The 23,800-nt window shown below is 43.9% G+C and carries 24 protein-coding genes and 2 tRNA genes; 22 read left to right on the forward strand and 4 right to left on the reverse strand.

Annotated features, from left to right (window positions below):
- Positions 1 to 11 precede the first annotated feature (11 nt).
- From OCV77_RS09150 to OCV77_RS09230, 17 genes are all read left to right on the forward strand, one after another.
- A tRNA-Glu gene (locus OCV77_RS09150) sits at positions 12 to 83 on the forward strand.
- 30 nt (positions 84 to 113) lie between these two features.
- A tRNA-Cys gene (locus tag OCV77_RS09155) sits at positions 114 to 184 on the forward strand.
- Positions 185 to 534: 350 nt separating this feature from the next.
- Positions 535 to 1,944, forward strand: coding sequence for an ABC transporter substrate-binding protein (locus tag OCV77_RS09160; protein WP_262574764.1), 1,410 nt, complete (start codon positions 535 to 537; stop codon positions 1,942 to 1,944).
- Positions 1,945 to 2,037: 93 nt separating this feature from the next.
- Positions 2,038 to 2,880 (forward strand): carbohydrate ABC transporter permease, encoded by an 843-nt coding sequence (locus tag OCV77_RS09165; protein ID WP_262574766.1) that lies wholly within the window; start codon positions 2,038 to 2,040, stop codon positions 2,878 to 2,880.
- Positions 2,880 to 3,722 (forward strand): carbohydrate ABC transporter permease, encoded by an 843-nt coding sequence (locus OCV77_RS09170; RefSeq protein WP_118797934.1) that lies wholly within the window; start codon positions 2,880 to 2,882, stop codon positions 3,720 to 3,722. Before OCV77_RS09165 ends, OCV77_RS09170 begins: the two co-directional genes overlap by 1 nt.
- A 15-nt stretch (positions 3,723 to 3,737) precedes the next feature.
- Positions 3,738 to 5,219 (forward strand): 4-alpha-glucanotransferase, encoded by a 1,482-nt coding sequence (malQ, locus tag OCV77_RS09175; protein ID WP_262574767.1) that lies wholly within the window; start codon positions 3,738 to 3,740, stop codon positions 5,217 to 5,219.
- 3 nt (positions 5,220 to 5,222) lie between these two features.
- Positions 5,223 to 6,254, forward strand: a complete 1,032-nt coding sequence (locus OCV77_RS09180) for a LacI family DNA-binding transcriptional regulator (protein WP_118797936.1) — start codon at positions 5,223 to 5,225, stop codon at positions 6,252 to 6,254.
- Entirely contained in the window at positions 6,245 to 6,985 is a 741-nt protein-coding gene (locus tag OCV77_RS09185) for a YdcF family protein (RefSeq protein WP_262574768.1), read from the forward strand. Before OCV77_RS09180 ends, OCV77_RS09185 begins: the two co-directional genes overlap by 10 nt.
- Positions 6,986 to 6,997: 12 nt before the next feature.
- The gene (locus tag OCV77_RS09190) at positions 6,998 to 7,714 is read left to right on the forward strand and encodes an NAD-dependent protein deacylase (RefSeq protein WP_262574770.1); all 717 of its coding nucleotides are present in this window, start codon (positions 6,998 to 7,000) and stop codon (positions 7,712 to 7,714) included.
- Positions 7,715 to 7,724: 10 nt separating this feature from the next.
- Positions 7,725 to 7,901: a DUF951 domain-containing protein gene (locus OCV77_RS09195; protein WP_118797939.1), complete on the forward strand. Its 177-nt coding sequence runs from the start codon at positions 7,725 to 7,727 to the stop codon at positions 7,899 to 7,901.
- Positions 7,902 to 8,051: 150 nt separating this feature from the next.
- Positions 8,052 to 8,342, forward strand: a complete 291-nt coding sequence (rpsF, locus tag OCV77_RS09200; protein ID WP_118797940.1) for a 30S ribosomal protein S6 — start codon at positions 8,052 to 8,054, stop codon at positions 8,340 to 8,342.
- A 35-nt stretch (positions 8,343 to 8,377) separates the two neighbouring features.
- Positions 8,378 to 8,824, forward strand: a complete 447-nt coding sequence (locus OCV77_RS09205) for a single-stranded DNA-binding protein (protein WP_118797941.1) — start codon at positions 8,378 to 8,380, stop codon at positions 8,822 to 8,824.
- A 45-nt stretch (positions 8,825 to 8,869) separates the two neighbouring features.
- Entirely contained in the window at positions 8,870 to 9,133 is a 264-nt protein-coding gene (gene rpsR, locus OCV77_RS09210; protein WP_118797942.1) for a 30S ribosomal protein S18, read from the forward strand.
- A gap of 242 nt (positions 9,134 to 9,375) precedes the next feature.
- Positions 9,376 to 11,436 carry a DHH family phosphoesterase gene (locus OCV77_RS09215; RefSeq protein WP_262574772.1) on the forward strand — a complete coding sequence of 687 codons (2,061 nt, stop codon included), beginning with the start codon at positions 9,376 to 9,378 and terminating at the stop codon, positions 11,434 to 11,436.
- 20 nt (positions 11,437 to 11,456) lie between these two features.
- Entirely contained in the window at positions 11,457 to 11,906 is a 450-nt protein-coding gene (gene rplI / locus OCV77_RS09220) for a 50S ribosomal protein L9 (RefSeq protein ID WP_118797944.1), read from the forward strand.
- A gap of 18 nt (positions 11,907 to 11,924) precedes the next feature.
- Positions 11,925 to 13,262 carry a replicative DNA helicase gene (gene dnaB, locus OCV77_RS09225; RefSeq protein ID WP_118797945.1) on the forward strand — a complete coding sequence of 446 codons (1,338 nt, stop codon included), beginning with the start codon at positions 11,925 to 11,927 and terminating at the stop codon, positions 13,260 to 13,262.
- Between the two features lie 101 nt (positions 13,263 to 13,363).
- On the forward strand, positions 13,364 to 14,098 hold the full coding sequence (locus OCV77_RS09230; protein ID WP_118797946.1) for a helix-turn-helix domain-containing protein: 735 nt from the start codon (positions 13,364 to 13,366) through the stop codon (positions 14,096 to 14,098).
- A 42-nt stretch (positions 14,099 to 14,140) separates the two neighbouring features.
- Here OCV77_RS09230 and OCV77_RS09235 read toward each other — a convergent pair whose 3' ends face one another.
- The 3 genes from OCV77_RS09235 to pflB all read right to left on the reverse strand — a co-directional run bounded on the left by OCV77_RS09235 (position 14,141) and on the right by pflB (position 17,558).
- The gene (locus tag OCV77_RS09235) at positions 14,141 to 14,311 is read right to left on the reverse strand and encodes a DUF362 domain-containing protein (RefSeq protein WP_118797947.1); all 171 of its coding nucleotides are present in this window, start codon (positions 14,309 to 14,311) and stop codon (positions 14,141 to 14,143) included.
- 125 nt (positions 14,312 to 14,436) lie between these two features.
- Complete coding sequence (pflA, locus tag OCV77_RS09240; RefSeq protein WP_118797948.1) at positions 14,437 to 15,168, reverse strand: pyruvate formate-lyase-activating protein; 732 nt, start codon at positions 15,166 to 15,168, stop codon at positions 14,437 to 14,439.
- 122 nt (positions 15,169 to 15,290) lie between these two features.
- The gene (gene pflB, locus OCV77_RS09245; RefSeq protein ID WP_262574775.1) at positions 15,291 to 17,558 is read right to left on the reverse strand and encodes a formate C-acetyltransferase; all 2,268 of its coding nucleotides are present in this window, start codon (positions 17,556 to 17,558) and stop codon (positions 15,291 to 15,293) included.
- Between the two features lie 255 nt (positions 17,559 to 17,813).
- Here pflB and OCV77_RS09250 point away from each other — a divergent pair, with 255 nt between their 5' ends.
- Complete coding sequence (locus tag OCV77_RS09250) at positions 17,814 to 18,005, forward strand: DUF1858 domain-containing protein (RefSeq protein WP_118797950.1); 192 nt, start codon at positions 17,814 to 17,816, stop codon at positions 18,003 to 18,005.
- Between the two features lie 136 nt (positions 18,006 to 18,141).
- Here OCV77_RS09250 and OCV77_RS09255 read toward each other — a convergent pair whose 3' ends face one another.
- Entirely contained in the window at positions 18,142 to 18,942 is an 801-nt protein-coding gene (locus tag OCV77_RS09255; protein ID WP_262574777.1) for an adaptor protein MecA, read from the reverse strand.
- 644 nt (positions 18,943 to 19,586) lie between these two features.
- On the opposite strand from OCV77_RS09255, the gene OCV77_RS09260 reads away from it, so the two are divergent.
- From OCV77_RS09260 to OCV77_RS09275, 4 genes are all read left to right on the forward strand, one after another.
- On the forward strand, positions 19,587 to 19,805 hold the full coding sequence (locus OCV77_RS09260) for a hypothetical protein (protein ID WP_118797952.1): 219 nt from the start codon (positions 19,587 to 19,589) through the stop codon (positions 19,803 to 19,805).
- A 226-nt stretch (positions 19,806 to 20,031) separates the two neighbouring features.
- Positions 20,032 to 21,729 (forward strand): glycosyl hydrolase family 18 protein, encoded by a 1,698-nt coding sequence (locus OCV77_RS09265; RefSeq protein WP_262574779.1) that lies wholly within the window; start codon positions 20,032 to 20,034, stop codon positions 21,727 to 21,729.
- A 30-nt stretch (positions 21,730 to 21,759) separates the two neighbouring features.
- Positions 21,760 to 22,695, forward strand: a complete 936-nt coding sequence (locus tag OCV77_RS09270) for an N-acetylmuramoyl-L-alanine amidase (protein ID WP_262574781.1) — start codon at positions 21,760 to 21,762, stop codon at positions 22,693 to 22,695.
- A gap of 41 nt (positions 22,696 to 22,736) precedes the next feature.
- Positions 22,737 to 23,786: an L-threonylcarbamoyladenylate synthase gene (locus tag OCV77_RS09275; protein ID WP_118797954.1), complete on the forward strand. Its 1,050-nt coding sequence runs from the start codon at positions 22,737 to 22,739 to the stop codon at positions 23,784 to 23,786.
- Positions 23,787 to 23,800: the final 14 nt, after the last annotated feature.

A 23,800-nucleotide genomic window follows, 5' to 3' on the forward strand; every position in this document is an offset into this window, starting at 1 on the left:
AAGGAAAAGAAGGCTCCATGGTCAAGCGGTTAAGACATCGCCCTTTCACGGCGGTAACACGGGTTCGATTCCCGTTGGAGTCATTCAAAAAGGCGATGATAATTTAATAATATGGCGCGATAGCCAAGTGGTAAGGCCCCGGTCTGCAACACCGTTATCACCGGTTCAAATCCGGTTCGCGCCTCTTTGGATCTCAGAATTTATATTCTGAGATCTTTTTTGCCTGAATCTGATTAATAGCAATAGACTTATGGGTGGAGTAGGAAGCCTACAGTTTATCACTGCAGGCTTTTTCTTTATGAGAAACAGAAAGTATCATTAAATGTGCACAAAAATAGAAAATCACAATTATTTATATTGTACAAAAAAACGGAAAGCTGTGATAATTTACGAAAAAAACTATTGTCAAATAAAACGGATTATGTTATTATTCAATCACAGTACCGGAAACGTTACCGATAACGATACCGAAAACGTTTCCAGTATGAAACTAATCACTTTATTTCAAGCTTTAAGAAGAGAGGTATGAAGATTATGAAAAAGAAACTGGTAAGCACATTGTTATGTGCAGCAATGGCAGTATCGTTACTTGCAGGCTGCGGGGGAAGCGCAGATACATCTGCAACAACTGATACAGCCACAGAGGGCACAGATGCAGCCGCAGAGGAAACAGAAGCCGCAGAGGAAACAGAAGCTGCAGAAGAGACAGCATCTGCTGGAGAGGGTAAGGTATATTACCTGAATTTCAAGCCCGAGCAGGCAGATGATTGGACAGCTCTGGCAGCTAAGTATACAGAGCAGACAGGTGTTCCTGTTGATGTTCAGACAGCAGCATCCGGTACTTATGAATCTACTTTGAAATCAGAGATCGCTAAGACAGATGCACCTACACTGTTCCAGGTAAATGGTCCTGTTGGTCTTGCATCATGGAAAGATTATTGCCTTGATTTTTCTGACACAGATGTTTACAAAGAATTAAAGAGTGATGACTTCGCATTAAAGGATGGCGATGAAATTAAGGGTATTGCTTATGTTGTAGAAACCTATGGTATCATTTACAATGCAGATATCCTGAATACATATTTCGGAAAGGACTACGCAGTAGTAAAGAGTGTTGATGAGATCAATTCCTTTGACAAGCTGAAAGCAGTAGCAGACAGTATTCAGGAGAACAAGGATGATCTTGGAGTAAAGGGTGCTTTCACATCTGCAGGTATGGATTCAAGCTCTGACTGGAGATTCAAGACCCATCTTGCTAACCTTCCTATCTATTATGAATATAAGGAAGATGGTATCAGCTCAACTCCTGCAATCAAAGGAACCTATCTTGATAACTATAAGGCAATCTGGGATCTGTATATTACAGATGCAACCTGTGATCCTGCAGTTCTTTCCAGCAAGACAGGTGAAGATGCAACAGCTGAATTTGCACTTGGTGAAGCTGTGTTCTACCAGAATGGTACATGGGCATATAATGATCTTTCCACCAATGGTATGTCTGATGAATCCCTTGGAATGCTTCCTATTTACATCGGTGTAGAGGGAGAAGAAAATCAGGGACTCTGTACAGGTAGTGAGAACTACTGGTGTGTAAACAAGAATGCATCAGAAGCTGATATTCAGGCAACTCTGGATTTCTTAAAGTGGGTTGTAACTTCTGAAGAAGGATGTACAGCACTTTCACAGGATATGGGATTTGTTTGTCCTTTCAAGGCATTTGATAACTATCCGGCAACCAATCCTCTGATCAACATCGCTAACGATTATGTATCCTCCGGAAAGAACTCTGTAGCATGGACCTTCACCACAATGCCTTCTGAAGAGTGGAAGAATGGTGTAGGAAGCGCACTTCTTGAGTATGCACAGGGAACTGGCGACTGGGATGGTGTTGTAACAGCATTCGTTGATGGCTGGGCATCAGAGTATGCAGCAGCAAATAACTAATCTGTAGGAGAACGACAGATTAAGATAAAGAAATAAGTTTGGGGTGGGCAGTTTCGCTATCTGCCCACCCTTTTCAAAACAAGGAGAAGGCATATGGAAAAAGCAATCAAAAAATATTTTCCGATCTTTGCATTGCCTACATTGCTGGCATTTACAATCGGTTTTGTAATTCCCTTCGTATTGGGCGTTTATTTATCATTTTGTGAATTTACTACCGTAACCGATAGTACCTTTGTGGGGTTAAAGAACTATATCAGGATATGGGGAGATAAGACATTTACCCATGCGCTGTGGTATACATCACTTTTCACAGTAGCATCTGTGATTACCATTAATGTGCTGGCTTTTCTGGTAGCTATGCTGCTTACAAAGGGAATTCGGGGAACCAACGTATTTCGGACGGTCTTCTTTATGCCTAACCTGATCGGTGGTATTATCCTTGGATATATCTGGCAGCTGATCTTCAACGGAATTCTTCTTCATATTAACAGAACACTGACATATAGTTCTGCCTATGGATTTTTCGGGTTATTGATCCTTATGAACTGGCAGCAGGTCGGTTATATGATGATCATTTATGTGGCAGGAATCCAGAATATTCCGGGAGAATTGATCGAAGCAGCAAAGATTGATGGAGCAACAAACAGACAGCTTCTGCGTTATGTGACTATTCCGATGGTTATGCCATCAATTACCATATGTACATTCCTGACACTGACGAATGCTTTTAAGCTTTATGACCAGAACCTGGCACTGACGGCAGGAGAGCCTTCCAATAAGTCAGAACTGCTTGCCCTGAATATTTATAATACATTCTACGGACGTACCGGATGGGAAGGTGTTGGCCAGGCGAAGGCAGTCATCTTCTTCCTGGCTGTGGCAGTGATTGCGCTGATCCAGCTTAAGCTTACGAGAAGTAAGGAGGTGCAGGCATAATGTCAAATGTAAGAAAAGCAAAACATGGATGGGTTTTGACTTTAATATTTTCATTAATCTCAATAGCATATATAATGCCGATCGTAATTGTACTTATGAATTCCTTTAAAAGGAAAATATTTATCAGTAACAGACCATTTGCATTGCCTGATGCAAAATCTTTTGTTAAAATTGAGAATTATATAAACGGTATTCAGAAGACAGATTTTTTCAGGGCATTTGGCTATACGCTATTTATTACAGTTGGCTCTGTATTTGTGATCGTACTCTGTACATCTATGTGTGCCTGGTATATCTCAAGGGTAAAGAATAAATGGACGACAGGTATTTATTATCTGTTTGCTTTTTCTATGATCGTACCATTTCAGATGGTTATGTTTACTCTTTCCAAAATCGCAGATATGCTGCATCTCGGAAACCCTGTGGGAATCATTATCGTATATCTAGGGTTTGGAGCCGGACTTGCGGTATTTATGTTCTGTGGATTTGTAAGATCCATACCGCTTGAAATTGAGGAATCAGCCATGATCGATGGGTGTAACCCGGTTCAGACGTATTTCAAGATCGTATTTCCGATTATGAAGCCGACAGCAATTTCAGTAGCGATTCTGGAAACCATGTGGGTATGGAATGATTACCTGTTACCTTATCTGGTATTAAAAATCAATAAATATAAGACGATCCAGATTGCAATCCAGTATCTGAAGGGTGGTTATGGAGCCATTGATATGGGAGCTATGATGGCTATGATCGTGCTGGCTATTATCCCGATCATTTTATTTTATGGATTCTGCCAGAAATACATCATAGAGGGTGTTATATCAGGAGCAGTAAAGGGTTAGGAGGAGAAGAGGAAAATGAGAAAGAGCGGTATATTGCTTCCGGTTTCCAGTTTGCCGTCAGCATATGGGATCGGGTGCTTTTCCGGGGAGGCATATGAATTTATAGATAAACTTAAGGCAGCAGGGCAGTCTTACTGGCAGATTCTTCCTCTTGGACCTACAAGCTACGGAGATTCTCCTTATCAGTCATTTTCCTCTTTTGCAGGAAATCCATATTTTATCAGTCTTGATGATCTTGTAGAAGATGGGTATCTGACCAGGGAAGACTGTACTTCATGTGATTTTGGTGACAATGAGGAATATGTTGATTATGAAAAGCTTTATAAAAACAGATTTCTATTGCTGAGAAAAGCATATGAGAACAGCCACATTAAGGATAATGTGGAGTTTCAGTCCTTTGTCCTGGAAAATAAGGACTGGCTGGATAATTATGCTTTATATATGGCAGTAAAAACACATTTTAACAATACCTGCTGGGTAGAGTGGGATGAGGATATCAAACTCAGGAAGCCGGAAGCACTTAAGAAATATCAGAAGGAATATGCAGATGAAGTAGAGTTTTACCAGTTCCAGCAGTATTTGTTTGCAAAACAATGGAAGGCTCTGAAGGCATATGCCAATCAAAATGGTATAAAGATCATTGGAGATATCCCGATTTATGTAGCATTTGACAGTTCGGATGCATGGGCAAATCCTGAACTTTTCCAGTTTGATGAAAAATGCAATCCGATCGCTGTGGCAGGCTGCCCGCCTGATGGATTCTCCGCAACAGGACAGCTTTGGGGAAATCCGCTGTACCGTTGGGAATATCATAAGGAAACAGGCTATGCCTGGTGGCTGAACAGATTGGAAGCGACCTTTGAGAAATACGATGTACTCAGGATTGATCATTTCCGTGGATTCGATGAATACTATGCGATTCCCTACGGAGAGCCGACAGCAGAAAATGGACAATGGGAGCCGGGACCTGGATATGATCTGTTTAAAACGATGAAGGCAGCGCTTGGCAAAAAGGATATTATTGCAGAAGATCTTGGATTTTTGACTCCTTCTGTGTTAAAATTAGTAAAAAAGACAGGTTATCCGGGAATGAAGGTATTACAGTTTGCTTTTGATTCCAGGGAAGAGAGTGATTATCTGCCACACAATTATACGAAGAATTGTGTAGTATATACCGGTACCCATGACAATGACACAACAGAAGGCTGGTTTACGGCACTTTCTGCAAAAGACAGGCGTTTTTGCAGAAATTATCTGGATATAAAGGGCAGAGGTCAGGGCAAGATCCATACAGCGCTGATCCGTACGGCTCTTGCAAGTGTGGCAGATACGGCGATCATTCCGATGCAGGACTATCTTGGATTGGATTCCAGGGCAAGAATCAATACACCGTCAACGCTTGGAAATAACTGGAAGTGGCGGATGAAGGCAGATGCATTTACCGGGGAACTTGCAGAGGAGATCAGAAAGATGACTAAGCTGTATGGAAGGCTCTGATACATGAGTGAAATTACCATTAAAGACGTGGCCAGAATCTGCGGTGTGGGTGTAAGCACCGTATCAAGGGCCTTAAATAACCACCCAGATATTAATCCGGAGACCAGGGATAAGATCCTGAGTGTGATCAAGGAGAATAACTATATCCCGAATAACAGTGCACGGAACCTGAAGCGTCAGGATGCTAAGGCGATTGCGGTTCTCGTAAAAGGTATCGACAATTCCTTTTTCAATGAAATGATCAAGGATATGGAAGCGGAATGCAAAAAGAAAAAGTATTCTCTGGTGCTTCATCATGTAGGGTTTATGGAGGATCAGGTAGACGCTGCACTGGAGCTGGTAAAGGAAAAGAGACTCCGGGGGATTGTATTCCTGGGTGGCTATTTTGAAAATAATGAAAAGAAGCTGGAACAGCTTCATGTACCCTTTGTCCTGAGTACAGCAGGAGCGGTTCCAACCAGCTACAGCAGGAATCTATATTCTTCTGTATGTGTGGATGATGAAAAGGAAAGCTATAAGATGACGGATTACCTGATCCGTCAGGGACATCATAATATTGCGATCATCTACGAAAAGGGAATGACAGAATCTATCAGTATGCTTCGCCTTCGGGGATATCAGAGAGCATTATCGGATCACGGGATTCCTGTGAGAGAAGAGCTGATGCTGGCCACCAGACCAGATATTAAAGATTTTTCACTGGAAAATGGTTATGCGGTTACGAAAGATTTTTTGCAGAAAAAGATAGAATGTACAGCTATTTATGCTATTTCCGATATCATGGCGATCGGTGCCGGAAAGGCACTGGCAGAAGAGGGTCTCAGAGTGCCTGAGGATATGTCACTTGCAGGATTTGACGGAGTAAACATTGGAGGATATGTGAATCCTTCCCTGACTACGATCAAACAGCCCGGTGAAAAGATAGCACAGGAAACGATGAAGCTTTTATTTGACATGATCTTGAAAAAAGCAGAATGTCAACATAAAATATTTGATGGAGAATTAGTTGTAAGAGGATCTACAAGATGTATCTGATTCTGATGTTGCTTGGCTGTATTTGTTTATTCTATTTTATAGTGGTGGCAGTTGCGGGGCATGGAACCAGTTTTTATTTTATCTGGCTGTTTCTGGCACTGTGCTCATTTTTATCTGCCCTGTCTGTGAGAACAGGGATCATTACGAAATATTTGCCTATGTGGCTGAAAAGACTGTTTCTGATACTGGTTGGTATTGGAGCAGTTCTTTTTGTCGTTGTAGAAGGGATGATTTTTACAGGATATGTGCAGAGGGGAGAAAGTGACTGCGATTATCTGATTGTTCTTGGAGCACAGATGAAACCGGACGGACCATCCAGAGTACTGCAGTACCGGCTGGATGCAGCCTATGATTATCTGGTGGAGAATCCGGATACGAAAGTGATCGTGTCCGGGGGTCAGGGCAGCGATGAAATGATCTCAGAGGCACAGGGAATGTATGATTATCTGGCAGGACGGGGTATAGAAAAGGAAAGGATCATCAGAGAGGATCGATCCGTAAATACTGTGCAGAATCTTAAGTATTCAGCAGAATTCCTGGACAGGGAGCAGGACAGCGTATGTATCGTGAGCAATAATTTCCATATGTTCCGGGCCAGAAGGCTTGCTGAAAAATTAGGTTATCAGAAAGTCTGCGGTCTTGCAGCCAAGGGAGATCCGGTTCTGATGGCGAACAATATGCTCCGGGAATTCTTCGGAGTAATGAAAGATTTCACTTATGGGAATTTGTAAGGAGGGAATGGCGTGAATGAGGTAGAACAGTTAAGGAAGATCATCGGTGAAAGTAACAATATTGTTTTTTTTGGTGGAGCCGGAGTTTCAACGGAAAGTGGGATACCGGATTTCAGAAGTGTAGATGGATTGTATCATCAGAAATATGATTATCCGCCGGAAACAATCCTGAGTCATACCTTCTATAGAAGAAAACCAGAAGAATTTTTCCGTTTTTATAAGGACAAGATGCTCTGCCTTTCTGCAAAGCCAAATGTGGCACACCGGAAGCTGGCTGAATGGGAAAAGGAAGGAAAACTGAAGGCTGTAATCACCCAGAATATTGATGGACTGCATCAAGCGGCAGGCAGTAAGGAAGTACTGGAGCTTCATGGAAGCGTACTCAGGAACTATTGTGAGGACTGCGGAGCTTTTTATGATGCAGAATATGTGCTGCATGCTGACGGAGTTCCAAGGTGTGAAAAGTGTGGAGGCCCAGTCAAGCCAGATGTGGTTCTGTATGAGGAAGGGCTGAATCAGGAAACACTGGATAAGGCCGTCAGATATATCAGGGAAGCAGACGTGCTGATCGTGGGAGGAACATCACTGGTTGTTTATCCGGCAGCAGGGCTGATTGATTATTACAGGGGAAATAAGCTGATCCTGATTAACAAGACACCTACGGCAAGAGATCAGATGGCAGATCTTGTGGTAACAGGAAGTATCGGAGAAATATTTTCACAGTTATAAGGAGCAGATTATGGATGTCAGGGTAGGAGATGTACTGAGACTTAAGAAAAAACATCCCTGTGGCAGCTATGAATGGGAGGTCCTGAGGATCGGGGCAGACTTCCGGCTGAAGTGCTGTGGATGCAGCCATCAGATCATGTCGCCAAGAAAGCAGATAGAGAAAAATATCAAAGAAATTATAAGATAAAGGCTTGCCAAGGGGTGGTTTTTATGGTATCATTTTAATCCGTGGTATGTTGAAAATGCCTGATTATGCAGCAAATGTATAAGGCAAATTACAAATTCCTTGCTCCTGTAAACAGAAGGCAGGGGCCAGAGACCAAAAGGAGGTAGAAGCATGAGCAAATATGAATTAGCCGTTGTTGTAAGTGCGAAAATCGAGGATGATGAAAGAGCAGCAGTAGTTGACAAGTGCAAGGCGCTGATCGAGAGATTTGGCGGTACTGTTACCAACGTTGACGACTGGGGTAAGAAGAGAATGGCTTATGAAGTCCAGAAGATGAAAGACGCATTCTATTACTTCATTCAGTTCGACGCTGAGACATCTGCACCGGTTGAAATTGAAAACCGTATCCGCATCATGGACAACGTTCTCAGATTTTTGATCGTAAAACAGGACGAGGTATAGAAAGTACACTATAGTACTTCCAAAGAGAGGGACACATGAACAAAGTAATACTTATGGGTCGATTGACAAGAGATCCCGAGGTGAGATATTCACAGGGTGAGAATGCTTTGGCAATAGCCAGATACACACTTGCTGTAGACCGCAGGTTTAACCGTAACAATTCTGATGAACAGACAGCAGACTTCATTAACTGTGTGGCTTTTGGACGTGCAGGTGAATTTGCAGAGAAGTATTTCAGAAAGGGAACCAAGGTTGCTGTTACCGGTCGTATCCAGACAGGCAGCTATACCAACAAGGATGGTGTCAGAGTCTACACGACAGAGGTTGTGGTAGAAGAGCAGGAATTTGCTGAAAGCAAAAACAGTTCCGGTAGTGACGGGGGTTATACCGGTGGAGGAAACAGAGCGCCTGAACCTTCAGGTGCCGGTGACGGTTTCATGAACATTCCGGATGGAATTGACGAGGAGCTGCCATTTAACTAATGGGTTGCGGCGTCAGCTGCAAAATAAGACAGGAGGCAATTTATTATGGCATATAATAAAACAGAGAAATCCGATTCTCCTATGAGAAGAAAAGGCGGAATTCGCAGAAGAAAGAAAGTATGCGTATTCTGTGGTAAAGATAATGTGATCGATTACAAGGATACAGCCAAGTTAAAGAGATATGTATCTGAGAGAGGAAAGATCCTTCCCAGAAGAATCACTGGAAACTGTGCAAAGCATCAGAGAGCTCTGACAGTAGCAATCAAGAGAGCGCGTCATATCGCTCTTATGCCTTACGTTCAGGACTAATTCCTGAACCAGGACAGATAAAGAAATATAAGCCTTTGAGTATTGCAATACAAGTACTCAGAGGCTTTTCTTTTGTGGCTTTTCAGTAATGCCATGGTATTATCCTGGCTGATATGACCATGGTACTCTGTCGGAAAAGGTCAGAATGAGGAAGAAGAATAGAGTGGAAACTTTCCCGGAAAAATGATATACTGATACAGTATTATGTTAGGAAAGAATCTGGTTTTTACAGAGGTATTGAAATGGCTTCTAAAAAAAGAAATATGAAGTTAAAGGGAAGGCTGAAGAGCTATACGCAGACTTCTTTGTATCTGGGATTTTTACTGGTTGCAGTAAATCTTCTGGTGTATATCCTGGACGTGCCCTCAGGACTTGTCCTTACCTGCTTTACCCTTTTTTATTTTGGGATTACAGTATTGCTGCAGCTTTATAATAAGCCTATTATCATGAATGAACTTGTGAGCTTTGCGACCCAGTACGGGCAGATCCAGAAGGTATTGCTCCGGGAGCTGGAGCTGCCTTATGCCATGCTGGACGAGGAAGGACGGATCATCTGGACTAATGCCAGATTCGAGGAGGTCGTACATAAGGAAAAGGGGTACCGTAAGTCCATTACATCTCTGTTTCCATCAATCACCAGAGAGAAGCTTCCGGATGAGGAAGATGAGGTATCATTTCCCATTGTCTTTGAAGACAGGAATTATGAGGTGAGGATGCGTAAAATCTCCATGAGGGAGATGGCGCAGAACAGTGATATTATCGATGGGGAAGGATACGATGGCTGCCTGATCGCTTTTTACCTGTTTGATGAAACAGCGCTTAAGATTGCCCTGCAGGAGGTAGACGATCAGAGCCTTGCTGTGGGAATGATCTATCTGGATAATTATGAGGAAGCACTTGACAGTGTAGAGGAGGTCAGAAGGTCGCTTCTGACTGCGCTTATTGACCGGAAAGTGAATAAATATATTGCCGCTCTCGATGGAATCTGCAAGAAGATCGAGAAGGACAAGTATATGGTCATTCTCCGGAAAAAATCTGTCACGATCCTCCGGGAGAATAAATTTGACCTGCTGGATGATGTCAAGACTGTTAATATTGGAAATGAGATGGCAGTAACGATCAGCATCGGGCTGGGACTGGACGGACTTTCCTATGCACAGAACTATGAATTTGCCAGAAATGCGATCGATCTTGCTCTTGGAAGAGGTGGTGATCAGGCGGTAGTCAAGACACCGGAGAATACGATCTACTTTGGTGGCAAGAGCCAGCAGGTAGAGAAGAACACGAGAGTAAAGGCCAGAGTAAAGGCACAGGCTCTCAGGGAAATTATATCTGGCAAGGATCAGGTTCTTATCATGGGGCACAGGCTTCCGGATGCAGACAGCTTCGGTGCAGCGGTGGGCATTTACCGGATTGCACGTATTCTGGAGAAGGAAGCCCACATTGTACTGAATGAGGTAGGAAAGGGTATTAAGCCCATGGTAGAGCTCTTTCAGCATAATGAAGACTATGAGAATATGATAATCAACAATCAGCAGGCACTTGAATATGCGGGTGGAAATACGGCACTTGTGGTTGTGGATGTGAATAAACCAAGTATCACAGAATTCCCGGATCTGCTCAGGTTGTGTAAATCAATTGTTGTGCTGGATCATCACAGGCAGGGAACAGAAATTATTGAGAATGCAACATTGTCTTATGTTGAGGCATATGCTTCCTCTGCCTGCGAAATGGTTTCTGAGATCTTACAGTATATAGGAGATAATATCAGAATTTCTCCTGAGGAAGCAGACTGTATGTATTCCGGCATTATGATCGATACCAATAACTTTATGGGTAAGACAGGCGTCCGGACTTTTGAGGCAGCAGCGTTTCTTAGAAGGAACGGTGCAGATGTGACGAGAGTCCGCAAGCTGTTCCGTGAGGATGCTATTGAGTATAAAGCGAAAGCAGATGCTGTCAGCCAGGCGGAAATTTACAGGAATGCCTTCGCAATTTCCACATGCACCAGTGAAGATATAGAAAGTCCTACGATTGTAGGTGCACAGGCAGCTAATGAGCTTCTGAATATCAGAGGAGTCAAAGCAAGCTTTATCATGACAGAATATCAGAATCAGATTTTTGTCAGTGCGAGGTCTATTGATGAGATCAATGTGCAGATCATTATGGAGAAGATGGGTGGAGGCGGACACCTGAATACGGCAGGCTGCCAGCTGTCAGGTATTTCTATTTCGGAAGCAATCGGAATTCTGAAGGCAACGCTGGATACAATGATCGAAGACGGTGAGCTCGTGCTGGAGTGATCACCGGAAGGAGGATACAGATGAAAGTAATTTTGACACAGGATGTAAAAGCACTTGGAAAAAAGGGACAGGTTGTTGACATTAATGATGGCTATGCCAGAAACTATGTGCTGCCAAAGAAGCTGGGCATAGAAGCAAATGGTGCTAATCTGAATGACCTGAAACTGAAAAATGCCAATGATGAAAAAGTGGCTAAGGAACAGCTGGAAGAGGCCAGGGCATTTGCGAAAATAATGGACGGGGAAGAAGTCGTGGTTTCTATTAAAGCCGGAGAAGGCGGAAGAACCTTTGGATCTGTTTCCACGAAAGAAATTGCAGCTGCTTACAAACAGCAGTGTGGTAAGGAGATCGATAAAAAGAAGATCCAGCTTCCGGAGGCAATAAAAAGCTTTGGCGTGTATGAAGTGTCTGTTAAGCTTCATCCCAAGGTAACAGGTAAGCTGAAGGTTAAGGTTACAGAAGCGAAATAAGGTAAGAGGAAGCAGGTAATGGCAGCAGAAGAGGCGCTTTTAAAAAGAGTATTACCACAGAATATGGAAGCTGAGCAGGCTGTGGTCGGCTCTATGATCATGGATAAGGAAGCAATATCGGTGGCATCTGAAATGCTTACTGGGGATGATTTTTACAGTAAGCAGTATGGGGTAGTTTTTGATACCATGGTGGAGCTGAATGATCAGGGAAAAGCGGTAGATCCGGTTACACTGCAGGACAGGCTGAGAGCGAAGGATGTCCCTCCCGAGATGGTGAGTCTTGATTTTATCCGTGATATCATGCGCTCGGTCACAACTTCTGCCAATGTAAAGTACTATGCCGGTATTGTGGCAGAGAAATCGACACTTCGGAAACTGATCCGCCTGAATCAGGAGATTGAAAATACATGTTATGCTGGTAAGGAAGATCTGGAAGTGATCCTGGAAAGCACAGAGAAAAAAGTATTTGAACTGGTACAGAAGAGAAATACCGGTGAATATGTGCCGATCCGCCAGGTTGTCATGAATGCCATGGACAGGATCGAAAAGGCTTCCAGAAATCAGGGGAATGTAACGGGAATTGCAACAGGTTTCCTGGATCTTGATTATAAGACAGCCGGTATGCAGCCTGCTGACCTTGTTCTGGTGGCTGCAAGACCCTCTATGGGTAAAACTGCCTTTGTGTTAAATATTGCCCAGCATGTGGCTTTTAAGCTGAATCAGACAGTAGCTATATTCAGCCTGGAAATGAGTAAGGAACAGCTTGTGAACCGTCTTTTCTCCCTGGAGTCCCGGGTGGATTCCCAACACCTTCGTACAGGTAATCTGACTGATATGGAGTGGGAGAAGCTGATAGAAAGCGCAGGAGTGATCGGACAGTCCAATCTGATCATCGACGATACACCTGGTATCAGCATTGCAGAGCTGCGATCCAAATGCCGGAAGTATAAGATGGATCATGATCTGAAAATGATCATTATCGACTACTTGCAGCTCATGAGTGGAGGCGGAAGAGGCAGTGAATCCAGACAGCAGGAGATTTCTGATATTTCGCGTTCGCTGAAAGCACTGGCAAGAGAATTGTCAGTCCCTGTAATCGCCTTGTCACAGCTCAGCCGTGCAGTAGAGCAGAGACCGGATCACAGACCTATGTTGTCTGACCTGCGTGAATCCGGAGCGATTGAGCAGGATGCCGATGTTGTTATGTTTATTTACCGTGATGATTATTACAATAAAGATACCGATAAGAAAGGAATCGCAGAGATCATTATAGCCAAGCAGAGAAACGGCCCTATTGGTACGGTAGAGCTGGTATGGCTGCCAGATTATACCAAGTTTGCCAATATGGAGCGGTAAAAATACAGAGGCTGACTATTTATATAACAATATGGATTATGATTACGAAAGAGAACAGACAAAAGAAGTCCGTTCTCTTTTTTGTATAAAAGGAGGAAAAAATGAAACAGGCAGAAAAAACATATCTGATTTCCGATGCAGCGAAGAGGGTACAGGTGGAATCCCATGTACTGAGATACTGGGAGGAGGAACTGAAGCTTCCGATCAAAAGAAATGAGATGGGACACCGCTATTATACAGAAGATGATATCAGAAGATTTCAGGAGGTACGCGATCTAAAAGAACAGGGACTGCAGCTGAAAGCAATCCGGAACGTTCTGATGAGAGAGGAACAGGAGGGAATGAAACGTCATGTGGTAATGGTGAATAAAGGAGAATTCATGCCTGTTCCTGAGGAAAGCAGGGAGGCAAAGAGCCTGCGCCTGCAGCAGCTTCTGCAGAATATGATTGCCGAGGCAGTAAGAAGTAATAACAGGGAAATGTGTGACGATATCAAGGAAAGCATATTAAAAGAACTGGATTATCAGTTCCGGCAGCAGGAGGAAAGGGAAGAGGAAAGAGATGGGCAGCAGATCAGACGACAGGAGGAATACTACAGACAGCTTGATGAGCTTCTCCGTGTAAGAAGCAAGGGAAAACGGTGGGAAAAGAAGAATAAAGGCAGTACAGAGCCTTCTGCAGATGAGATTACATTATTTGCACAGAAGCGGAAAATGCCAGAACAGAAGGTACAGGAAGTATGTGGACAGGCAGAGGAAAGAGTGCCTTCTGCGGATGAAAAGGCTGGAAAGAAGAAAGGCGGATTTTTTCTAAGTAAAAAGCGTTCAATCGTATGATTGAACGCTTCTCTTATCTGTCTGTAAAATTCAGATTTCAGATTACTCTTCAGAGATAGCTCCAACAGGGCATCCGCCTGCACAGGAACCACAACTGATACAAGTATTCTTGTCGATTTCGAACTTGCCATCGCCTTCTGCGATAGCGCTTACAGGACACTGTGCTGCACAGGCACCACAGGAAATACAAGAATCACCGATTACATATGCCATAATTTTATCCTCCTTATTTACGGGTATCAAGTGATATTGTTGATACCATTTAATCAATAAAACTTAAGTGTATTGTAATATAAAAGCGAAGCTATTACAAGCTTATTTCGAAAAATTATCATTAATTATCTGGTAAATTCCAGGATATCTTTTGCATTTTTGATGCGATCCGGAGTTGGAGGATCAATGCCTTCAAGCTTATAGGGAATGCCCAGCTCCTTCCATTTATAAGCACCTAATGTGTGATAGGGAAGAACTTCAACCTTAGTTACAGTCTTCAGGGTATCGATAAATTCCCGTGTCTTTTTAAGGTACACATCATTGTCTGTAATACCTGGAACAAGGACATGACGGATCCACATATTAATACCCTGATCAGACAGATATCTCGCACAGTCAAGAATATTCTTGTTGGTATGACCTGTGAGTTTGATATGTTCAGCGTCATCAATGTGTTTGATATCAAGCATAACAAGATCAGTATATTTGATCAATTCATTAAACTTGGAGAAGAAAGGCTCTTCTCTAGTAAAAGGCTGTGCAGAGGTATCCAGCGTGGTATTGATACCACGCTCATGAGCCTTACGGAAAAGATCTACCAGAAAATCAATCTGTAATAGGGCTTCACCGCCACTGACAGTGATGCCGCCTTCTTTGCCCCAGTAGCTGCGGAAACGTTCTGCCTTGTCCAAAAGCTCATCGGCAGTCATCAGATTATCCGTCTCCGGATTCCAGGTGTCTACATTGTGACAGTACATACACCGCATATTGCAGCCCTTTAAGAAAATGAGATAACGGATACCGGGGCCATCTACAGCTCCGAATGATTCTAATGAGTGAATTCTACCTTTGATCATAGTGTCCTTTCTCTGCCGTGCTGGCAGCCATGGGGATAATTAATATAGTAACAATTTCTGAAAAAGGGGCCGGGCTTATGCCCGACCCCCTGTATTTGTCTTTGCTGTAAACCTGCTAAAGATTAAAGGCTCTTATGACAGGTTCTTGCAATAACATCATCCTGCTGTTCCTTGGTCAGGCTGATAAACTTAACAGCATAACCAGATACACGGATGGTGAAGTTTGCGTACTCAGGCTTCTCAGGATGTGCCTGTGCATCTAACAGCTTCTCGGTACCAAATACGTTAACGTTGAGGTGATGAGCTCCACGATCGAAGTAACCATCAAGAACGCTAACCAGAGTATTCTTCTGCTCGTTAAGATCATGGCCAAGTGCTGAAGGAGCCATAGTCTGTGTATTGGAAATACCATCCAGAGCATACTCATAAGGAAGCTTAGCAACAGAGTTCAGGGAAGCAAGAAGTCCACACTGCTCTGCACCGTAAGACGGTGAAGCACCAGGAGCAAAAGGTGTGTAAGCAGCTCTTCCATCAGGAAGTGCACCGGTTGCCTTACCATAAACAACGTTGGAAGTAATGGTCAGGATAGATGTTGTAGGCTCAGAATTTCTGTAGGTCTTGTTCTTCTTGATCTTCTCCATGAAGGTCTTAAGAAGCCATACAGCGAACTCATCAGCTCTTGGATCATCATTACCATACTTAGGGAACTCGCCTTCTGTCTTGAAGTCAACAGCGCAGCCCTGGTCATCACGGATAACTTTAACCTTAGCATACTTGATAGCGGACAGAGAGTCTGCTACATGAGAAAGTCCTGCAATACCGGTAGCGAATGTTCTTCTTACGTCAGTATCAATCAGAGCCATCTCTGCTGCTTCGTAATAATACTTATCATGCATATAGTGGATCAGGTTCAGGATGTTAACATACAGAGCTGCACACCAGTCAAGCATGATATCATATTTGTGCATAACTTCGTCGAAATCAAGGTACTCGGAAGTAATAGGTGCGATTTCAGGACCGCACTGCATATGCTTGCCTTCTTTATCAAGATGCTTCTCATCCTTACCACCATTGATAGCGTAAAGGAGACATTTAGCAAGGTTAGCACGAGCACCAAAGAACTGGATCTCCTTACCAGTCTGTGTAGCGGATACACAGCAGCAGATGCTGTAGTCATCGCCCCAGATAGGCTTCATAACATCATCGTTCTCATACTGGATGGAAGATGTGTTAACGGAAATCTTAGCTGCATACTTCTTGAAGTTCTCAGGAAGAGCGCTTGAGTACAGAACTGTCAGGTTCGGCTCAGGGCTGGGTCCCATGTTTTCAAGAGTATGAAGGAAACGATAGTCGTTCTTTGTAACCATATGACGGCCATCCATTCCGATACCAGCAACTTCAAGAGTAGCCCATACAGGGTCACCGGAGAAGAGCTGGTTGTAAGAAGGAATACGGGCGAACTTAACCATACGGAACTTCATGGTCATATGGTCGATCAGTTCCTGAGCTTCCTTCTCTGTCAGAGTACCCTCAGCAAGGTCTCTGTTGATATAGATATCAAGGAAGGTGGAGATACGTCCTACGGACATTGCTGCACCGTTCTGTGTCTTGATTGCTGCAAGGTATCCGAAGTATAACCACTGTATAGCTTCCTTGGCATTGGTAGCAGGACCTGAAATATCATAGCCATAGATCTTAGCCATTTCCTTCATGCCCTTCAGAGCCTTGATCTGGTCAGCGATTTCTTCTCTTAAACGGATGGTTTCCTCATCCATAGTACCGTTACCGCAGTTCTTCTTGTCATCCATCTTCTTCTGGATCAGGAAATCGATACCATACAGAGCAACTCTTCTGTAGTCACCTACGATACGTCCACGTCCGTAAGTATCAGGAAGACCTGTAACGATATGTGTATGACGAGCAACCTTCATCTCGTCTGTATAAGCATCAAATACTGCCTGGTTGTGTGTCTTGTGGTAATCATTGAAGATCTTGTGGAACTTCTCGTTTACCTGATAGCCATAGGTGCTTGCTGCTTCCTCAGCCATCTTGATACCACCATAAGGCATAAATGCTCTCTTTAAAGGCTTGTCTGTCTGCAGACCAACGATCTGCTCAAGATCCTTCATAGACTCATCGATATATCCAGGGCCATAAGCGGTCAGACTGGATACAACCTCTGTCTCGCATTCAAGAACGCCGTTGTGCTCACGCTCTTCCTTCTGTAACTCCTGCAGTCTGCCCCAAAGCTTATCTGTTGCTTCGGTAGAACCCTCCAGGAAGCTCTCATCCCCATCATAGGGAGTGTAGTTGGTCTGGATGAAGTTACGTACATTAACGTCTACATCCCAATGGCCATCTTTTTTAAAGCCTCTCCATGCTTCTGCCATGAAAATTTACCTCCTTCTCGGTAAAACAATAATATTATCAACAGGGAAGTCAGAATTTATACTGATTCCATGCTGTTCTTTACGATAAAAGTGTACTACCAGGCAAGGGTCAGTGTCAACCGTTTTGCGCAATGTACATGGTTTTGTACACGAATTCGACAGACGTAAAATCAGACGAAAAATAAAGCGTATACTTGAAAGAAGAAAAGGAAAGTATTATACTGAACAGACAGCGAATAAAAAGGAGGTATGGAAATGGCACAGATCACAAAGGACATGACGATTGGCGAGATCTTAAGAACGAATCCGGCAGTTGCCCCTATTCTGATGGAAGCAGGCATGCATTGCCTTGGATGCCCCTCCGCACAGGCAGAAAGCCTTGAGGAAGCAGCTATGGTTCATGGAATGGATATTGAAGACCTTATGACCAGGATCGCAGCTCTGTAGGAGCGGGATCCCGATATGATCAGATAGGAAAGTAAAGCCCTCCGGAAATCATTACATATGATTTCTCCGAAGGGCTTTTCATATTCTGATATACAGAAAAGTCTGTCATATGGCAGGACTTTTGTGATTGCACTGTTTACATGCAGGATAACGATTGCAGGGCGTCATTCTTGATGACGGGTTCATAGTGCTCTTCCAGATACGACTCGGAGGCGGGAACAGATTTGGCCGCACTGCTGTATTCGGAAAGAATATTGCATATTTTGTTGAATTCCACCGGTGTGTGTCCATTTTTGGACAGAACCAGAATGTAGGTGCCATCTTCCTGACGATACAGGGAGTTTTCACCATGATAGCAGCCTGAAAGGACATGGGAAAGACGTAAAACCTCATCCAGGGAATGGAAAAGATAAAGTCTTGTCAGCTCCATGGATGAATTCTCAGCCAGTTTTTTCTGAAGAGCTTCCTTAATGGAACGGATCTTGCTGCTGGTATCCTGGAGAGGCTCTTTCGTACCGGTATCAGAAGATGACTTTTCACCGGCAGTATCTGACTGCTTTCCCTGTACCCGGCGGAACAGATCCAGCACATCATCTGCGCTTTCAGCAAGAGCTTCTGCAGTATCTGCTGCATCCGCATCTTCATGGACGGAAGGGGCAAACTTGGAAAAACGTGTATCAAGCTCTTCCGGATCCTCCACTTTGGTGATGATCAGAACGATACATTCGGAACTAAGGGGAATAGCCTCTATCATTAAAGGAATATCATCCGCTTCAAACCCAAATTCAAATGATGCCTGCTGCATCATATCGCGGAACAGATCCTTTGCCTTTTCAGTGCCATAGGCGAGTTCGCTGAGCTTGAGTTCTCTGTCTGCCAGATCTTCTCTGGTCAGGGTACAGCGAATCTGGTGGTCATTTACTTTTTCGATTTTCATATTTATCACATCCTTACTATTAAGATACTGTTATCCTGCAATTTGGTGACAATAAACTTAATGTATCTATACTTTATACTTTGCATGAATCTAAGTCAATAGGAGCATACCGAGTTTAAAAAAATTTTATAAATCCACTTCTGCAACACGTAATTTAGAAAAAAAGAATAAAAAAAATATTAACAACGCACATAATATCTTGCGCAAAAAAGTATGGGGAGATACAATGCGCATATGAGGTGCTTCCGGATAAATCCTGTATCAGAAGGAGGCATGGTAGAGTTTATATTTAATTTTCAAAGCAAAATCTAATCTTCTCATTTTTTATATGATTCCCGGCGGAATGTCATTCCAGTTTATTTAGCCGGAAGAGAAGATGTCTTACAGGCTTATCATTCGTGCAAGGCCTGTCGCGAATATTTCCCCAACAGATGATCACTGTTATAATTCACTGAAATTTCGCTAATCGGTATTGGTTTGATACATATCCGGCATCTCTGCAAAAGCATTATTATTATCGTCAGAAAATGAAAAACTATAATCAGCTTTCAGATTAAATTTCCCGGGTGGAAGCAACATACCACAAAACCTTTTGGAGCAATCTGCAGGAAGAATGGTCTGGAAGCTAAGCGGAGGGATCCTTTATGGAAGAACGAAATGAAACGTCTTCGCAGGTTCTGTATGAGAACCTTAAAAAATGGGAGGAAACAGGGGTCAGGCTCTATCTGGACGGCGTTCCGGCATCACTTAAATCCATTGAGCAGAACTGTGTGATGGAGGACAGCATGTATATGCCTGACTATGTGACTGATCAGAATGGAAAGATAACAGAAATCAGATATGACAGGATTTCTCTTAAATAAGCCTCCTGTTACTGCTTTATCTGCATACCGGACTGTCAGGACAGGCAGCCCCCTGTATCCGGCGGACAAGTAAAATGTCTGCATAACAGATGCTGGCAGAAAGGATGCAGGTAAGCGGTAATCTGATGAAAATGTACTTATCTCTGAGCCGCAAAAAAAGTCAAAAATTGTAATGACGGTAAGAGTAATGTTTGTTATAATATAGGGCGATTGGAGGAAAGGCGGCATGAAGAAAAAAATCATTCCCATAGTAATCGCAATCGTCCTTATTATAATCATAGGCGGCGTGACTTTTGGAAGCAGAATTCTGGAGAAATATTCCTATTCTAAGGAAAGGGCAGACCTGAACGTCTACTATGGCATTACCGGTTCACAGGAGGCAGCAATTGTGCTGCAGGATGAGATCGTGGAAGAAAAGGCCAGGATATCAGACGGCATCTGTTATCTTGATATGGCAACGATCCATAAATATCTGAATGACAGATTTTATGTGGATGGGGGAGAAGGGCTGCTGCTTTATACCCTGCCGGAGGATATTGTAAGAAACAGTATCGGCAGCAGTGTGAAGGAGACAGCACAGGGAAGTGAAGAACTTGGCTATACGGCAGCTATATGGGAGGGAGATACCCTTTATGTGGCGCTTGATTATATAAAACAGTATACAAATTTTTCCTACCAGCTTTTCACGGATCCCTACAGGATCCAGCTTACAACGGAATGGCCATCTTACGAGGTGGCATCCATCAGCAAAAATACGCAGGTCAGAGTGAAGGGTGGCGTCAAGAGTGAGATCCTTACTGATGTACAGAAGGGAGACCAGGTATCCGTTCTGGAACAGATGGAAACCTGGAGCAAGGTGAAAACGGCAGACTCGGTGATCGGCTATGTGGAGAATAAGAGACTGACCGGCATCCGGAGTGAACAGCCGATCCCGGTCACTGATTATCAGGAACCGGAATATACCAGTCTGACAAGGGATCACAAGATCAACCTCGGCTGGCATGTTGTTGCCAGTGCAGGAGGAAATGATACCTTTAACAGTGTTACAGCGAACGCAGGGAATCTGAACGTGATTTCACCGACATGGTTTAAGCTCTGTGATAATGAAGGCGGTTATACCAGCTTTGCCAGTGCAGACTATGTGCAGAAGGCTCACGACAGGGGACTTGAGGTATGGGCACTTATTGAAAATATTGAATACAAGGACAGTATCAGTATGTATGAGATCCTGTCATCCACCACAACAAGACAGAAGCTGATCGACAGTCTGATGAATGATCTTATTACTTATGGAATTGATGGGATCAATGTGGATTTCGAACAGCTCAGCATGGACTGCGGAGAGCACTTCGTGGAATTTATCAGGGAGCTTTCGGTAGCATGCAGAAAGAATGGAAAGGTTCTGTCTGTTGATAACTATGTACCAAGAGATTTTAATGATTATTATGACCGTAAAGAGCAGGGGATCGTAGCGGATTATGTGATCGTTATGGGGTATGATGAGCATTATGCCGGCAGCAAGGAAGCCGGCAGTGTGGCATCTATTGATTATGTGGAGGACGGTATAGCGCAGACAGTCAAGGAAGTGCCGGCAGAGAAGGTGATCAATGCGATCCCGTTCTATACAAGAATCTGGGAAACGACCGGAGACGGGATCAGCAGCCAGGCAGTGGATATGGTGACTGCTGAACAGTTTATCAGCAATCATGGTATTACAGCAGAGTGGGATGAAACTACCTGTCAGAATTATGGAGAGTATACCAGTGGAGATTCCAGATATCAGGTATGGCTGGAAGATGCAGATTCCATCAAGGTCAAACTGAATGTTATGGAGAATTATGGAATCGGCGGCGTGGCTGAGTGGAGACTCGGATTTGAAAAGCCGGAGATCTGGGATGTGATCGGAGAGTATCTGGACAAATAAACACTGAATATCAGAAGAGATGAAAGGAAAATGACAGAGAGTCTGCAAGAGAAAAGCAGATTCTCTGAGGCAGGAAAAGATGTGGGCAGAAGGAGCAGCCACCGGGAATACCGGCGGCTGTTTTTTCATATTTATATTAGGAAAAGAGCGGTATGGTTTGGAAATATGACAGAGAACCAGAACAGAATATTACGGCTTGTGATGACAGGGATCCTTTTGTTTTCCATGTTTCTGACAGCAGGAAGGGCTGGAAGCTATGTGTCTTCCATAAGGGTGCAGACATATGGGGACAGCGTCCAAAAGGGATCACAGAACAGTGGCAGCTCCTGGGTGGAAGAGCAGGATGAGAAGGGTGTGTGGAAAAAAAACAGAAAAATGGCAAAGTACTGTGTGGTAGTGGATGCAGGACATGGCGGCTCAGATCCTGGCAAGGTGGGAATCAACCAGGCACTTGAAAAGGATGTCAATCTGCAGATCGCAGAGAAGCTGAAAGCATTTCTGGAAGCAGAGGATATCCGGGTGGTGATGACCAGGGAAACAGATGGGGGACTGTATGACGAAAACGTTTCCAACAAAAAGGTGCAGGATATGAAGCGCCGGATCGCAATTATCGAGGAAGCGGATCCGGTACTTGTGGTAAGTATCCATCAGAACAGCTATCAGCAGGAAAGCGTAAAGGGGGCACAGGTCTTTTATTATGCGACCAGTGAAAGAAGCAGAATGCTTGCGTCTATGATCCAGAAGGAATTCCAGGTGCTCCAGCCCGATAACAGAAGGCTGGAAAAAGGCAATGACAGCTATTATCTTCTGAAAAAGACGGCAAAACCCATCGTGATCGCAGAGTGTGGCTTCCTGTCGAATGCGGAAGAAGCGGAAAAACTGGTGACACAGGAGTACCAGGAGAGGGTCGCATGGCGTATTCATATGGGAATCATGAAGTATATCGGTACTGGTCAAACGGCCTGAAATGTGATAGAGTGAAGAGGATTAGTAAGAAGGAAATATACATGAAGACAGAGATTGTAAAGATAGACGAAGAACAGATTGATCAGGAGGCAATTGCCAGGGCGGGAGAAATCCTGAAACGGGGTGGCCTTGTGGCATTTCCTACAGAAACAGTATATGGTCTTGGTGGGGATGCCCTGAATGAAAATTCATCCAGACTGATCTATGCTGCCAAAGGAAGACCTTCCGACAATCCGTTGATCGTGCATATTACGAACATGGAGGCACTTAAGAAGATCGTGACAGAGATTCCGCCGGCAGCAAGAAAGCTGGCAGAGAGATACTGGCCGGGACCACTGACCATGATCTTCCATAAATCAAGTGCTGTACCCCTTGCAACAACGGGGGGACTTGATACAGTGGCTGTCCGGATGCCTTCTCATAAGACAGCAAGGGCAATGATCGATGCAGCAGGTGGCTATATTGCAGCACCAAGTGCCAACCGGTCAGGAAGACCAAGCCCAACGGTTGCCAGATATGTGATCGAGGATCTGGATGGTCTTGTGGACATGATCATAGACGGGGGTGAAGTAAATATCGGACTGGAATCTACGATCATTGATCTGACGGGGGAGGTACCGACGATACTGCGGCCCGGGTATGTGACACAGGATATGCTCACGGAGACACTGGGACTTGTGGATGTGGACAGGACGATCCTGGATGCCAATTCCCGTCAGGCACCGAAAGCACCTGGCATGAAATACAGACATTATGCACCGAAGGGAAATCTTTCTATCGTGGAGGGAGAGCCGGAGCGTGTAGTTTCCTATATTAATGAGAGGATTTCTGCCCTTCAGAAAGAAGGCAGAAAAACGGGTGTGATCGCTACGGATGAGACAGTCGCCCGTTATCATGGAGATGATATCAAGAGTGTCGGCAGCAGGCGGGATGAAGAGGTGATTGCAAGGCATCTGTTCCGGATACTCAGAGAGTTCGATGATGATAACGTAGAAGTGATGTTCACAGAGTCTTTTGAGACAGCAGGGATCGGACAGGCAATCATGAACCGGCTGCTGAAGGCGGCAGGTCATCAGGTGATACAGGTATAGAAAACAGACAGGAG

Source organism: Suilimivivens aceti (assembly GCF_025567405.1).
GTDB lineage: Bacteria > Bacillota > Clostridia > Lachnospirales > Lachnospiraceae > Suilimivivens > Suilimivivens aceti.